At 52.7% G+C, this 15087-nt stretch carries 14 protein-coding genes; all 14 read left to right on the forward strand.

Translation table 11 applies throughout. The annotated features are described in order from the left end of the window. Positions 1-294: 294 nt before the first annotated feature. Positions 295-2895 carry a tetratricopeptide repeat protein gene (locus HG66A1_RS10500; RefSeq protein ID WP_145183110.1) on the forward strand — a complete coding sequence of 867 codons (2601 nt, stop codon included), beginning with the start codon at positions 295-297 and terminating at the stop codon, positions 2893-2895. A gap of 91 nt (positions 2896-2986) precedes the next feature. Then, positions 2987-3439, forward strand: a complete 453-nt coding sequence (locus tag HG66A1_RS10505; RefSeq protein ID WP_145183113.1) for a hypothetical protein — start codon at positions 2987-2989, stop codon at positions 3437-3439. Between the two features lie 65 nt (positions 3440-3504). Continuing rightward, positions 3505-4941, forward strand: coding sequence for a sigma-54-dependent transcriptional regulator (locus HG66A1_RS10510; protein ID WP_197997087.1), 1437 nt, complete (start codon positions 3505-3507; stop codon positions 4939-4941). A 37-nt stretch (positions 4942-4978) separates the two neighbouring features. Beyond that, positions 4979-5443, forward strand: coding sequence for a flagellar basal body rod protein FlgB (locus HG66A1_RS10515; protein WP_145039387.1), 465 nt, complete (start codon positions 4979-4981; stop codon positions 5441-5443). Between the two features lie 48 nt (positions 5444-5491). Then, entirely contained in the window at positions 5492-5905 is a 414-nt protein-coding gene (flgC, locus tag HG66A1_RS10520) for a flagellar basal body rod protein FlgC (RefSeq protein ID WP_145039389.1), read from the forward strand. A 58-nt stretch (positions 5906-5963) separates the two neighbouring features. Next, positions 5964-6278: a flagellar hook-basal body complex protein FliE gene (gene fliE / locus HG66A1_RS10525; protein WP_145183119.1), complete on the forward strand. Its 315-nt coding sequence runs from the start codon at positions 5964-5966 to the stop codon at positions 6276-6278. A 116-nt stretch (positions 6279-6394) separates the two neighbouring features. Continuing rightward, the gene (locus HG66A1_RS10530; RefSeq protein WP_197997088.1) at positions 6395-7960 is read left to right on the forward strand and encodes a hypothetical protein; all 1566 of its coding nucleotides are present in this window, start codon (positions 6395-6397) and stop codon (positions 7958-7960) included. 54 nt (positions 7961-8014) lie between these two features. Next, positions 8015-9010, forward strand: coding sequence for a flagellar motor switch protein FliG (fliG, locus tag HG66A1_RS10535; RefSeq protein ID WP_145183125.1), 996 nt, complete (start codon positions 8015-8017; stop codon positions 9008-9010). A gap of 80 nt (positions 9011-9090) precedes the next feature. Further along, positions 9091-9810 carry a FliH/SctL family protein gene (locus HG66A1_RS10540; RefSeq protein WP_145183127.1) on the forward strand — a complete coding sequence of 240 codons (720 nt, stop codon included), beginning with the start codon at positions 9091-9093 and terminating at the stop codon, positions 9808-9810. A 9-nt stretch (positions 9811-9819) separates the two neighbouring features. Continuing rightward, positions 9820-11205, forward strand: coding sequence for a FliI/YscN family ATPase (locus HG66A1_RS10545; protein ID WP_232106797.1), 1386 nt, complete (start codon positions 9820-9822; stop codon positions 11203-11205). A gap of 77 nt (positions 11206-11282) precedes the next feature. After that, complete coding sequence (locus HG66A1_RS10550; RefSeq protein WP_197997089.1) at positions 11283-11696, forward strand: flagellar FliJ family protein; 414 nt, start codon at positions 11283-11285, stop codon at positions 11694-11696. After that, entirely contained in the window at positions 11693-12340 is a 648-nt protein-coding gene (locus HG66A1_RS10555) for a hypothetical protein (RefSeq protein WP_145183133.1), read from the forward strand. Before HG66A1_RS10550 ends, HG66A1_RS10555 begins: the two co-directional genes overlap by 4 nt. 239 nt (positions 12341-12579) lie before the next feature. After that, on the forward strand, positions 12580-14502 hold the full coding sequence (locus tag HG66A1_RS10560) for a flagellar hook-length control protein FliK (RefSeq protein ID WP_145183136.1): 1923 nt from the start codon (positions 12580-12582) through the stop codon (positions 14500-14502). Between the two features lie 42 nt (positions 14503-14544). Further along, complete coding sequence (locus tag HG66A1_RS10565) at positions 14545-14982, forward strand: flagellar hook assembly protein FlgD (protein ID WP_145183139.1); 438 nt, start codon at positions 14545-14547, stop codon at positions 14980-14982. The last annotated feature ends 105 nt before the right edge of the window (positions 14983-15087 follow it).

The following is a 15087-nucleotide window of genomic DNA, read 5'->3' on the forward strand; positions in this document are numbered from 1 at the left end:
GGTTTTGCGGTATTCGCCTCTCCGGGAAGCCCCTGGACTTGAAGTAATATTGACAAAAAACGGATTTTTTTACTATTAATCCCGTCATATCACCTCTCTCAAGAACATTTCAAACACACTAACAGCTTCCTCTCCGGTTTTCTGTCTCTCTGATTCAGGTTGTCAGGAAATCTACTTTTCGTTTTGGCGTTTCCGCCACAATTCACACATTTCCATTTCGAATTGATCTGACATTCACAGCAGATCGGATCGTTCTATGCAGGATCTCCCGATTTTTGATCGGGCAGTTCTATCATGGCAGAAGAAACAAACAAACAACCAGAATCCGAAGCAGACCCGCAATCCTCAGCGATGGCTGCTGAGGCTGAAGTTACCGAGGCTGGTGCTTCAGTCAGCGAAGATGGTTCGCGCGCTCTGCCTCAACGTCTGCTGCAGTTTTTCAGTTCGCGCTGGAAGCTGGTTGGGATCGCCGCTTCGGTTCTCGTGCTGTTGACCATTTACCTGATGAGTGGATCCAGCGAGCCGGAAAAAACGCCTCAGGAGATTCTGGCCGAATCGCTGGAACTGCTGGAAGATCGGGAAGATCCGAAGTCGTGGACCATCGCGCAGGACCTGGCTTACTCGCTCAAGAAACAGGAGTATCAGGACCCGGATTTTCCTGGTGCTTTATACTACATTTTTGGAGTGGTTGCCTTTCGCAATGCGGAAGAGCTGACAGGAGAGTCCCAGGATCATCAGTACCTGATTGCCAGCCGCTATCTCAAGGAAGCGGAACGTAGAGCGATCATTCAGAAGTACCGACCCGAATGGTGCTTCGCGTATGGCTCCAGTCTCTATCAGCTCGGTTCGACGAAACTGTCGCGACCGTTGCTTGAAGAAGCGGCCGAGACCTGGCCGCATGGTAAACTCAAAGCATCCATGATGCTGACTGATATCTACCTGGATCACAAAGCGGACGCGGAACTGCAGAACGCATTCAAGTTGAACTCCGCAGCACTGCAGTCAGACAATCTTAACCCCGTGACGCAGGATCGCCTCTACCTGCAACGTGCTCAGATCATGCTGGCCCAGGGGAAAAACGATCTGGCTGAAGAAGTGCTGACGAAGGTGCAGGAGCGGGACTCGGTCAACCAGGTGACCCTCGTCTTCCAGGCGCAGACGTTGATGGCTGAGGGTAAGTATCAGGAAGCACTGACCATCCTGGCGCCGCTCAAAGATAACCTGGGACTGGACCGCAAGTTTTCCCGGCAGGCATCCTATCTGATGGGGCTGTGTGCGGAATCATTGAATGATGAAGAGGCGGCAATCGGCTTTTATGAGCAGACTACCCACCGCTATGCGGGGACCCATGAAGGGCTGGCTGCGTACCTGCATCTGGCCGAGTTGCTCCGCAAAAATGGACGTACAGAAGAAGCATTGATCGCCTACAGGACGGCGCTGCGGTCAGTCAGCAGTCCGGAAGATTTTCGCAATCGCTGGATCAGCCTGGAAGGATTTCGGAAGTATGCACTCGATGCCTGGAATGACTGGGTTGATGAGGAAAAAATCAAAAATGGCGTGACCTGTTTCAGTGCAGCGATTCAGTTGTCGGAATATCTGCCCCCCTTGTTACCTGAAGTGCAGGCACGGGAACTGGCAGCGAATGCCAATCGGCGGTGGGCGGAATATCTTGAACGCAGCTACGAACAGACGACCGTCAGTGAGCGGGAGAGACTGAAGCATGAACTGCAGGACCACTGGATTCAAAGTGGTAAAGCATATTATGAACTGGCCCGCCATCTGAAAACGACGGATCGTTACGGAGAGATTCTGTCCATTTCTGCAGAGCATTTTCAGAAAGGTCAGGATTATGAAACTGCACTCAAGGTGCTGACCCGGTTTATCAATATCAACCCGGATAAAAAAATGCCCCAGGCACTTGTTCGTCGTGGGGAAATTCTGCTGGAACTGGATCAACTGGATGAAGCCATCAGTCATTTTGAACGGGTGATGACGAACTATCCCACCGATGTGGCTGCGTTCCAGGCAAAGTATCTGCTGGGCGTCGCGCACCTGGAGCAGGATCAGCTCGAACAGGCTCAAGGGGTCTGGAAAGACATTCTGGAGAACAGCAATTTAACGCCTCAAGCGAAACAATGGTCGGATTCTCTGTTTGCACTGGGCAAGTTGAATTTTCACCTCGGGAAGATTGCGGGCCAAAAGCCCCAGGCGGCAGGTGGCACAGCACAAGGTGAGAAGTCGACTGCACAGCCAGGACCCTATTTTTACTTTGAGGAATCGACGCGACGACTGCGGGAATACGTGAATCGGTACCCGGAATCAGAAAAGGTGCATGAGGCACGGTTCCTGCTTGCCCGGGCTTTGCAGAATCTGGCGGATGAACCCTTGCAGGAGATGAAAACTGCCCGAACTGAAAACGCCCGCCAGGAACTGCAGCGGAAACAGTATCGTTTTTTGAATATGGCGATTGAACAGTTACAGAGTCTGAATCGCGATCTCCGCCGGCTCGAGAGTCAGGATCGCCTCGATCCCCTCGGTAAGCGACTGTTGAAATCAACCTGTTTCGGCAAAGCGCATCTGCTGTACATGACCGGTGAGTACGAAGACGCGATTAAGTCGTATCACGATGCCGTCAATCGCTATCCACAATGTACGGAAGTGTTGATTGCCTATATGAAAATGTCAGGCTGCTATGAAAGCCTGGGTAAAAAAAATGAAGCCAAGAGCATGCTGGAGCAGGCCAAGATTATCCTGAAACAGATGCCCGATAAAGTGTTTGATTCCCGGGACAGTAACCTCGGGCGTGAGGAATGGAATCGCTGGCTGGACTGGTCGCGGGAGTTGCGCTATTCCAATCAGCAGGCGACCACAGCCAAAACTGGAAATGGTGCCTGACAAATAAGATTAACCTGTCTGCGGTTCAGTCGGAACTGTGTGATGCAGTTCGGGCAAACCGGAAACGATTTAGAAAAATGTTAAAAGTGTTATGACTTCCACACACATGATTGATTATCCGAAATTGTTTGCGGTGCGTCTGGAATACTCCAAGGCCCTGTTGAAGCTCTCCCTTCAGCAGCAGGATCTGATCGAGCAGGATGATTACACGCAGCTGCTGGATGTTCTGGGGCAGAAACAGCGGTTGCTGGGACAACTGGATCAGTATACCAGGCAGTTGCCTCAACTCTGGGAAAAATGGAAGGCCGACCGGGATCAGCTGCCGACAGATCAGCGGGAAACTTGTGAAACCATTTTACAGCAATCGGAGGCAGTGCTGTCCGAGTTGTTGCAGAACGAAGATACCAGCACGCAGTCGATGGTGCATCGACGCGATCAGACTCGTGAGCAGTTAAAGTCACTCAATCAGGGTGGCAGAGTGGGTGAAGCCTACCGGGACAACCTGGCCCCAGTGACGCATCGCCATTTGAATATCGACCAGTAACGGTCACTTAAAACAATACGTAACGTTAATCTTTCAGAGATTGGTTTTTAATAATGAAGCAGAGTATGATTCATCAGGTAACATCACGCGGCGTGATCCAGGTCGTATCCGAAGATCGGATCCGCCGACTGGAAATCTGTACGCAGTTGTCAAATCTGGGCTACACGGTCGTGCCGCTGGCAGAGATTGTTCTGTCTCCAGCACCACAGCACTCCGAGGCAGATGTTTGTGTATTGCTCGATGCGAAAGGGATTGCCGAGTACGCCTTCAAGGCAGAGACACTCCCCGAGCAGAGTTTGATCCCGGTACTGTTTTATCCCGCTTTCACAGCCGGACAGACACGTGACGCCCGGCAGGCAGGCGGAACGGGGAGTCTGGCTGGCATGGTTCCCTTTGCAGAACTGAAGCCGGAAGACTCGCTGGAAAGCGTTGGCCGTCTACTCGATTCCGCGATCAGATATTCTCGCCTGTCGCGAAAGTGTACCGGACTGATTCAGGAACTGAATACGCGATCTACGCGTAAGCTGATCGGTTACAGTCAGGCGATCCAGAATCTGCGCGACCGGATTGCCGACACGATTCATCTGCTGACTCCCGTTTTGGTTCAGGGCGCTCCGGGGACGGAATTAGCACTGGTGGCGGAGATGATTCATGATGCCATGTTTCTGGAGACGCGACCTTTTATCAAGGTGAACTGCAGCAGCCTCACGATTGAAAATGTCGAGCGGGAACTGCTGGGGTATTTTACTGATGAGCAGAGCAGCTACACCGATGAGCCCAAGTGGAACCCCGGTCGCCTCGAGCAGGCCGAAGGGGGAACCCTGGTCCTGGATCAGATGCAGCTTGCCTCTCTGCCGGTGCAGTCAGCGATTCTGAAAATCGTGGAACGGAAAGAGTATCTCTCTCCCGAAGACGGTCTGCTTAAAAAACTCAACTGCCGACTATTGACGTTAAGTCATGTTCCGCTGACCGAACTGGTTGCTCAAAATCAGTTCAAGCGTAAACTGGCTTCTGTGCTGGGTGAAACGACGATTACGGTTCCGCGGTTGAATGATCGCAGGGAAGATCTGGCATTGCTCACGGAATACCTGTTGAGCGAAGTTGCCCGCAGCGAGGGGACTGTTCCCAAGCTGCTGACACTGGATGGCCTGGAAACCCTGAAGCGGCACAACTGGACCGGCGATGTGCAGGAACTGCGAAACCTGCTTCAGCATGTCAGTCGTGTAGACAATGGTCCTCGCCTGGATGCTGCCAGCCTGCAGCCCTGGATTGGATCCGAGGCATTGGCAGATCCCGAGGCAATGGTCGGTATGACCTTGCGGGAAATGGAACAGAAGTTGATTGAAAGTACGTTTGCCCGCTGCGGGGGCAATCGTGAAAATACGGCCCAGATGCTGGACATCGGCTTGAGAACGCTTTCGGGAAAACTGAGATCGTACGGTTATCCGCCACGGGGAGGCCCAGATTCAAAACGGAACTTCACGGTCCGGCGTGCAGCCTGACCAGCGGCAGCGTTTATTGTTTATTAAGGTGTAAATCATGTTAGATCAGATTCTGAATTCGAATTCGTTGCCACTGCTGGAGAAAATGGCCGCGTTCTCAGAGCGTCGGCAGGAAGTTCTGGCGGGAAATATCGCGAATATTGATACCCCCGGGTACAAGATGCGCGATCTCCCGGTGGCCGAATTTCGACAGGCATTGCAGGAAGCCGTTCAGTTGCAGGAAAAGCTGGCTCAGCCTGCCAACCGTTCGTCGCTGTCGATGCCGGTGACGCTGGGAGAGACACGAAATCCGGAAACAGAGCTGCAGAGACTGTTTCCGCGGAGTCTGTACGAGGCCCGGGAAACGTCGCCTCAGAATCTGACTTTTAATGATGATAATAATCGGAGCATTGAAGCACAGGTGATGCATATGACCAAAAACTCGCTGATGCAGCAGTTTGCGGTTGAGACCATGATGGCTCAGATGAATCAGCTGTTAACGGTAATCTCTGAAAGAGCTTAAGGCCTGTAATCTGAGTGAACTCGGGAAGATCAGGTAAAGGAGCGAGGTATGTTTAAGGGAATTGATATCAGCAGCAGTGCTCTGGTGGCACAGCGTCAGAGAATGAACACAATTGCAGGTAATATCGCTGCGGTGAATGTGTCTTATGATCCTGCCAGCGACAAAGAGCCTTATTATCGGCGGATTGTGACCTTCCAGGCAGATACGGAGAGCCTGGACCAGGAGAAGACAGGAGTTGGTGTTCAATATCATGTAAAAATTGATACAGACACACCTTTAAGAAAAACGTATGATCCCGGCCATCCTCATGCAGACCAGGATGGAAATGTCACCTATCCTAACATTGATATGGTCAACGAGTTCGTCAACGCCATGGAGGCAGGACGTTCATACGAGGCCAATATTTCCGCAATGCAGATGTCGAAAGAAATGTTTAATACTTCGTTGCGGATTCTGGCGTGAGGTGAGACTTTCATAATCGTAAAATTCAACTTCATCTGATCTCAGGGAAGGGAACAGGATGACGAATTCCATCAGTCATATCGGAAATGCATTTGTGCCGGGGATTCCCCCGACAGGCATTCAGGAAGCAGGCACTGCCAACCCATCGGGCGGTCCTTCCTTCAAGGAACTGATGCTGGACTCACTGCATAACGCCAATCAGATTCAGCTGGACTCGCAACAGGCTATTGAAAAAGGGCTGCTGGGAGGCGATATCACCCAGGCAGAAGTCTTTACTTCGGTGAAGAAGGCGGATCTGGCTCTGAAGATGATGGTGCAGATGCGAAATAAACTGCTGGAAGCCTACAACGAAGTACAGCGGATGCAGCTCTGATCAACCGCACTCAATAGCGATTCTCTTACCATTTTGACATGGACTAGTCGATTGGTTACCCCGGTATGGATACGATAAAAAAAATATATCAACAGTTCGCAAGCTTATATCAGAACATGACGGGCAGTCAGCGGGCGATTCTGCTGGCCGTCCCCCTGTTGATGATGGTTGCGTTTGGCTTCCTGTTCTTTCGCGAAAGCCAATCCAGTTATGTGTCACTTTCGCTGGGGAAAGATTTCACCACGGAAGGTGTGATTCATGCTGAAGAAGTCCTGCTGCGGGCGGGATTGACCGACTTCACCCGGAAAGGACAGCGGATCATGGTCCCGCAGTCCGAAGTGACCCGCTACAATGCAGCGCTGATTGAAGGTGGCGGGCTACCGACTGACTGGGCATCCGAATGGCAGGAGCAGTTTGAGAAATCGAGCATGTTCGTCAGCAAGGACCAGTTGCAGGTCATGCGGGATATCGCTTTAGGGAATCAGCTGCGCAGAATGATCCGGGCCATCCCCTCGATTGAAGATGCGAGTGTAATGTGGGCCCGTTCCAAGAAACGGCTTCGCTGGAATAACACCACTCCCGAAGTCACAGCAACCGTGATGGTCAAGCCACGTCCTGGACGGGAACTCTCTCCGACTCTGGCGAGCAGCCTGCGGGCAGCGGTTTCCACCATGGTACCTGACCTGACTGCGGAATCGGTGACCGTCTTCGACCAGTCCACCGGAAACTCTTACACCGCGGAAGATAAGAATGCCGCCTTCGATGGTAAATTCATCAGCTGGGTCAACAAGCATACCCGAAATTACCAGACCAAGATTCTGGATTCTCTCTCTTACATTCCCGATGTAATCGTGAATGTGAACGTTGATGTAGAAAACCTGAAGCGCTACGTTGAACGCAAGCAGGAAATCAACACCGATGGCACGGTCGCACTGCAGTCGAAAGAGCAGTCGACAGAGCGGAATATCACTCAGAAGCCGGCCCGGGCCGAACCGGGGGCCCGTTCCAATCAGCCTAATTCGCTGTCGGTTGCACGCGGTAATGAGAAGAACGAGAAGGTAACCGAAACGAATTCAGAATCGCTGTCGGCGCCTTCCTTTACCTGGACGGAAAAAGAGTTTGTCGCTGCGATGCCGAACACGGTTCAGGTTTCAATTTCCATTCCCGAAGACTATTACGCTGCCGTTGCAATCAAACGAGGCATCCAGAAGGGAGAGTCGGATGCAGATCTGGCCACCTTCAAACAGGCGACCGATACGATCAAAGCTGAGGTGGAAACCAGTATTCAGAAACAGGTTCAGAAGCTGATTCCCTCCCAGTCCGCTGAGAATTCCGTAAGCGTCGCTTCATTCGTTCGTGTGGATCAGCAGGTGCCGGAAGTGGCATTACCGATAACGGAAACCGTAGGTGAATTTGTGAGCCAGTGGGGCAGCACCATCGGTTTGGGGCTGTTCGCTCTCTGGGCACTCTGGATGCTCAATAAGAGTATGCCGGAGATTGAAGAAGTCAATACGGAGGAAGTAAACATGCCTCGCGAAAAACCGACTCCCGCGGAAGACGAAGAGGAAGAGATTCGCCCCCGCAGGCAACCGACACAGCGGGATGAAGTGCAGTTACTCGTACGCGACAATCCAGAAGCCGCGGCCCTGGTGCTGCGAAAGTGGATCCAGTCCAAGTCGTAGACAGGTGCTCCTTCGGGAGTCGATCAGTAATACAGTTAAAGAGTGGATAGAAACATGGATGATCTCCAAAAAGCAGCTGTGCTGTTACTGAGTCTGGACAAACCGCTGGCTGCAGAGGTCTTAAGTCTGATGTCCAAAGATGATGTCGAAAAAGTGACAATGATGATTGCCCGGATGCAGGATGTCACCAAAGAGCAGCAGTCCAGCGTATTGAACGAGTTCACTTCTCTCAGTGGTGAGCAGACCAACATGGAACGTGGTGGTCTGGATGCGGTGAATGAACTACTGGAACAGTCGCTGGGGAAAGAAGGCGCCGGTTCGATTCTGGACAGTATCAATCAGACGATGAACTCGGTTCCTTTCGGGTTTTTACAGAAGTCCGGAGCAGCGAACCTGCTGACTTTTATCATCGAAGAACATCCACAGACCATTGCCATGATCATGTCGCATCTGCCCAGTAACCTCGCGGCAGAAGTACTGGCAGGGCTCCCTTCCAACAAGCAGATGGATGTGATCAAGCGGATTGCCAATATGGAGCAGACCAGTCCAGAGGTCATTCGTGACGTTGAGAAGAGCCTGGAACATCGAATGAAGAATACATTCAGCCAGGGGACAGAAAAGGCGGGTGGTGTGGAACTGGTGGCTGAAATCCTGAACGTAACCGACCGGATGACCAACAAGGGGATTCTGGAAAATATGGATCAGGAGACACCCGATCTGGCAGACGAGATCAGAAGACTGATGTTCGTCTTTGACGATCTGGTCAAACTGGACAACAAGGCCATTCAGGCTCTGCTCAAAGAGGTTGATACCAACCAGTGGGCGGTGGCTCTTAAGGGAGCTTCCGAAGAGATCAAGCAGAAGGTGCTCAGCAATCTGTCACAACGGGCGGCTGACATGCTGCGGGAAGAAATGGAATACCTGGGGCCGATCAAGGTCAGCGATGTCGAAGCCGTTCAGCAACAGATTGTCGACAGCGTGCGGCGGCTGGAAGATGCCGGTGAGATTGAAGTCGCCTCCGGAAGCGAAAGCGAACAGTACATTACCTGATTCCGATCAGGGAACGAGTTTGATGTCAGGCGGTTCTGGACGCAGAGGCAGCCTGACAGAATACAGATAAAGATGGAATTATGGCGGAACTGGAAACAGCTAAACTGTTAAAAGCAGAAGCCTTTCGAGCATTGGGTTCGAAGGTGGCTTACAGTTTTAACGACATCGAAAAACGATGCGAAGACTACATTCAGAAGGTGCGCGACCAGACGCGCCAGATGATTCTGGATGCGCAGCAGGAAGCGGAACAAATCAGACAGACTGCCTACCAGGAAGGTCATCAACAGGGGGTGACCGAAGCGCAAATGGAACAGGAGCAGTTGGTACAGACCCGGGCCGAGCAACGGGCCAGCCAGATGGTTCAGGAGCAACTGGGAACCGTTTATCCTGCGATGCAGCAGGCCGTGGAAGCCTTGCAGCACGAACGTGTGAACTGGAGACAGATCTGGGATAAGAGCGCTATCGAAATCTGCCTGGGGATTGCCGAGAAAGTGATCCGCGCGGAACTGAATGCGAAGCCTGAGTCGGTGCGTCCCATGATGAGTGAAGCGCTGAAGCTTGCTTCCGGCACGCAGCAGATTCGCTTTCATCTGAATCCTGTCGATGTTGAACATCTGGGGCAGAACACCAGAACTTTCATCAGTAATTTAACCGGGTGTCAGAGCTGTGAGATCATAGAGGACGAAACTATTTCTCCCGGTGGTTGTATTGTCGAGACGCAGCATGGCACCATTGACGCGACCCTGGAAACGCAACTCGAGCGAATTTCAGAGGAGCTGATCATTCAGAATCAGGAATAGTCTTTTCGGATGTTTGATGTATCCCAGCAGATAAAACAGATTTTGCCCTTTCGCCTGACCGGCAGGGTGACCCGTGTCGTGGGACTGACGGCTTCGGTCTCCGGATTTCCGGCACCGCTGGGGGCCGTTTGCGCTATCGATCGGGAGAATGGTCACGCCATCGAAGCGGAGGTCGTCGGCTTCCAGGATGAAGAAACGCTTTTACTGCCTTATGAAGAACTGACTGGAATTCGTCGTGGAGACCGTGTGTCACTGATTCAGTCGGTCCCTGCCGTGGCGGTGGGGGATGAAATTCTGGGACGTGTCCTCGATGGACGCGGACGATGTATCGATGGCAAAAATCAGGCGATGCTTGCGGAACGGGCCAATCTGAAGGCGAAGCCGATTTCGCCTCTGGATCGTCCGCGAATCGATACGCCGCTGAGCACAGGTATTCGGACCATTGATGGGTTGCTCACTTGTGGCAAAGGTCAGCGACTGGGGATCTTCGCGGGCAGTGGTGTTGGAAAAAGTACTTTGATGGGACAGATGGCTCGCCAGAGTTCTGCGGACGTGAATGTGGTCTGCCTGGTGGGTGAGCGAGGCCGTGAAGTTCGAGAGTTCCTGGATCGCGACCTGGGGCCGGAAGGGCTATCCCGTAGTGTGGTGATTGTGGCAACGAGTGATGAACCGGCGTTGATTCGTCTGCGCGCCGCGCATCTGGCAACCGCCGTCTCGGAATACTTCCGTGATAACGGCAAGGATGTGCTGCTGATGATGGACAGCGTGACCCGTTATGCCCTGGCTCAACGGGAAATCGGCCTGGCGGCCGGTGAGCCTCCGGCGACCCGTGGCTATCCACCCAGCGTGTTTTCCCTCCTGCCCAAACTGCTGGAACGGAGTGGTCGGACCGATTCAGGAAGTATTACCGGATTCTACACTGTGCTCGTTGAAGCCGACGATGCGAATGAGCCGATTTCAGATACCGTGCGCGGGATTCTGGATGGCCATATTATGCTGTCGCGTAAACTGGCTCACGAATCTCATTGGCCTGCGATTGATGTATTGCAGAGTATCAGTCGTTCGATGAATGACATTACTTCACCGTCTCATCAGGCGGCCGCGTCACAACTGAAAAAACTCATGGCCGCTTATCAGCAGTCTGAAGATTTGATTTCGATTGGCGCCTATCAGACGGGCTCGAATGCGGAAGTTGACCTGGCGATTAAATTGCGACCAATCTGGAATGAATTCCTGCGGCAGGGGAATACGGAAAACTCGAACTTTGACCTGGCAACCCAGGGGCTGGCCAATCTGACGGCACGGATGGAACAGCTCAAACCCATGCATACAGAAGGCCCTGAAGCAGCTGCAGACGTAATGTCTCCGGCTGAGGCGGCGGGCAATCTGAACTGAAGGTAAACGGAATCTGACTCTGACCTGAGTTTGCGATCATGAAAAAATTTCGCTTCCAATTTGAATCTGTTCTGAAAATGCGACGGCATAAGCGCAGTCTCTGTCGTCAGCTGCTCGGGGAGATTCTGCAGGCTGATCAGCGTCTGGTCGAGGAGTCTCGGCGCCTGGATGCACTCCGGCAGGAACAGATTCAGGAGATCCGGCAGCGACAGGAGCCGGGACGCTTAGACATCGATGCCGGTGCGAACCTGCGTTCTTACGTAGGACAGTTGCAGGCACAGTTACGGACGGTTCAGGCCAATCGCCGGCTTTTAGAAAAGCAGCTAACTGCCTGCAGACAGGCTCTGGCGAAAGCGGAGCAGGAAGTCAAGGCGATGGAAAAACTGTCAGATAAGCACCGCGAGGCATTTCAGTTTGCCCAGATCCGTAAAGAATCTCTGGAACTGGAAGAAACCTGGGCCGCGACACAACAGTCGGGAGGTCTTCGATGATGCGTTCTCTGGCTGTGATAGTCAGCGTGTTCTGTGTGGCTACGATCATTTCGCAGCTGCTGGGCGCGGGATTTCTCTGGTTCCGGGGGCATCTGAATGCGGACGCTGTGAAAGATATTCGGCTGATCGTAACCGGCCAGACTCTGGACGAAGTGGAGCTGGTCGAAGATGAAACGGTGCTGCCTTCCCGGGACGAAGTGACGGAAAAACGCGCCATGCGGATTCTGGAACTGGTGGCCCGTGAAGATGAAATCGATATGCTGAAAAGCTCGATCACGCAGTCTTCCGATGCTTTGAAACAGGATCGGCTGGCCTTTGAAGCGGCCAAGCTGAAATTTGAGGAAGAGCTGGCTCTTTTAAAAGAACAGAGCCAGAGTGTCGCGACGAAAAAGACACAGTCCGTGTTGATGGCATTACCATCTGGTGATGCGGTGCAGTATCTGATGCAGGTCTCACTGGAAGAGAATCTGCAACTGCTGAAGGGCATGGATGGCAAATTTATTGCCAAGCTGCTCAAGGAATTCCTGGTGGCCCCCGATCCGATGGTGATCAAACGCGGGAAGGAAATCTTTAAGCAGATGTCACAGGACGAGCCCTTCCGAAGTTTCGCTGACGATACCCTGGATCAACTCTCTCAGAACTGAATCGCGGTTCCGTATTTTCTCAGCTGATAGACAGCTGCTGCTCCTGAATCGGACTAATGCGGTTTTTCGCTAAAATTGTTCTATATTACGTATTCTGACGTCATGTCCCAGGGTTAATCCTGTCGAATATGATAGTGGTGAATTCGTCGATTCCTGTCGCGTTCACCACTGCGCAGTTCTCTCTGGAGGACTGAAGGCGATTGTATTCGGATACCTGTTTAACTCTGAGGTGATGAGGAATGCCAGACGCTCCCAAGTTTTCCCTGCTGGATTTGCAGACGCCAGATGTGAGTCAGTACGGCAGGCAGAACCTCGGTTTGCAGCGAGAAGCAACTCGTTCCACCGACTCTACTTATCGTAAGCAGCTTGCGGACTCGCTGTCACAAAAGCAGCAGCGGCCTGGCTCTGAAAAACCACAGCCAGATTCCCGTACCAATAACGAAGTGAAATCGGACCGGGGTCGTCCGGAGCCTCAAACACCGCAGGCACGTTCTACCAGTGAGACACCCACTCCGGCAGAGCGAGAGCAGCAGACGCCGCGTTCTCAGGAAAATCGTAATGATGCGGTTGAACCCAGTCAGAACGCTGTTGAGCAGTCAGCGCCAGTTCAGGATACGAAACCTGTTGCAGAAGACAAGCCAGATACTGGTGAAGTCAATGAGAGTGCCGTCCCGGTAGAATCGGGAACGCCGGTCAAGGAAAAGTCGCCCCGTTATTCACTGTTTCAGGGGAGTGCCGCGTCTGCAACCACTCTCGAACAGGAAGTGACAACCGGAGATACGGAAATTCGTCCACCGGCCAATTTTCAGTTCTCAGAGAATCAGAACCTGGTCAAACTGCAGACCGATGTGACGGAAACCAGACCGGTGGAGTCCCTGCCGATTCCAGAAGGGTTGGCCGAGCTGTTCAAGACTCAGGAAGTCTCTACGAATCAGACTGAGACAACGTCCCTGAATGAGACTCCCGGTGATGTCGAGGGGGGGCAGCAGCTCCAGGACGCGGGACAGTCAGAGGAAATCATTGATGCTGTTGCCGATAATCAGCAGGCTGCTGAAGAAGGGCAGTCAGTAGAGTCAGCGGAGCAACTCAAAGGGGTTAAGCAGACCGAAGATCAGCAGGCTGCGAATCAAAAGTCCCAGGATGAGCACTCAAGCTCAGACAATGTGAAAAGCGATGTCTCCCAGGCAGCGCAAGAGGCTGCTCAGCAGCAACGTTATCTGAAAGCCCAGCAGCAGAATCCAAATGAAAATCATCCACAGCAGGGACAGGATGCCGGTGACGCGAATCCGGGTCAGCAGGTCGCACAGGCGGTGATTGATCAGGTTCAGGAGCAGACCGAGAAAGCCGGTCCTGACAAGACGGAGTCGACAGACGAAAAAACAGAAAAGAAGGTCGATGGGGACAAGGTGCTGCCAGAGCAGAGTGCGCTGAACCAGACGAATCTGCATCCTGCAGCAGCCTCAGCGACGACTGATGCCTTACAGAAGGCCCTGACCGAGGCAACCAAACCTGGTCCGCTCGCGCAGGAACAGCATGCCGGCAATCAGAATAGTCACGATCAGACACAGACTCCTGCTACAGGGCTGGGACAGACGACGAACGTTGCCACAGAGAATCAGGCAGCTGCTCCGACCGGTCCGGTGGTTGACGCGAAGCAGGTTGAGCAGTTGATGGATCGAATCGCGAGTGCCGTGCGGCAGTCTCAATCGACGGGGCAACAGCTCAAGATCCGGTTGAGCCCACCCGAACTGGGAGCACTGCAGATCGAGGTCTCCCTGAAGAACGGTGAGTACTCCGCCAAACTGGAAGTTCAGAACAGGCATGCTCAGAAAGTCATTAACGATAACCTGACCCAGCTGAAAGAAGCCCTGGTCAAGACGGGTGTCTCGCTGGATCGGATCGATGTGCAGATCAATACCCACTCCAGCGAGGATCAACGCTCGTCCCAGTCTGATTCGCAGCAACAGTCAGGGGCCGACTTCAATTCCAACGACTTCTCAGATCAGTCGGGGGATGCAGAGCAGGGTCACGATGAGCGTGCGTTTGCTGACGAAACCATACAGCGTGAGGATGTCGAACAGGAAGAACAGAACCGACCCCATGTGACCCGATCGCAGGGAGTCGAAACCGAGAATGTCGAAGAGATCGACGTTCAGATCTAATAGTCCCCCCCCCTTGTTAACGGAATTTAAGGAGTTGCCAGGATGGCAGTCGATGCAGTGAGCGGAAGCAGTGGAGCCAGCAGTTCCACAAACGTGAAGGTGGTCGATGCCGATGAAGTCGGTTTCAATGGTTTGACCGCCGATAATTTCATGAAGTTGCTGATTACCGAGTTGCAGAACCAGGATCCGACAAACCCGATGGGGAATGAAGAGCTTCTGGGACAGATTTCCAGCATGCGGGAACTTCAGTCGAATATCGAGCTGTCAGATACGCTGAAAGAGATTACTTCCGGCCAGTCACTGACTCAGGCCGCTGGTCTGATCGGTAAGCAGGTGGAAGGCAAGGACAGTTCCGATAACTCTGTGTCCGGTGTGGTGGAACGTGCTTTCGTACGCGATAGCAAAGCCTACGTTGCCATTGGTAATTCCGAAGTGCCGGTGTCGTCGATCACCTCGGTACAGGAACCTGCAAGTGAATGATATTTCGGAGGTTACAGAAGCAGCTTCATTTGAAGCTTGCCTGAACCGACCGAAATTTACGAAAAATGGGAAGATGATCAGGATCAGTTTAGACGATACACAGAA

The sequence above is a fragment of the Gimesia chilikensis genome, assembly GCF_007744075.1.
Lineage (GTDB): Bacteria > Planctomycetota > Planctomycetia > Planctomycetales > Planctomycetaceae > Gimesia > Gimesia chilikensis_A.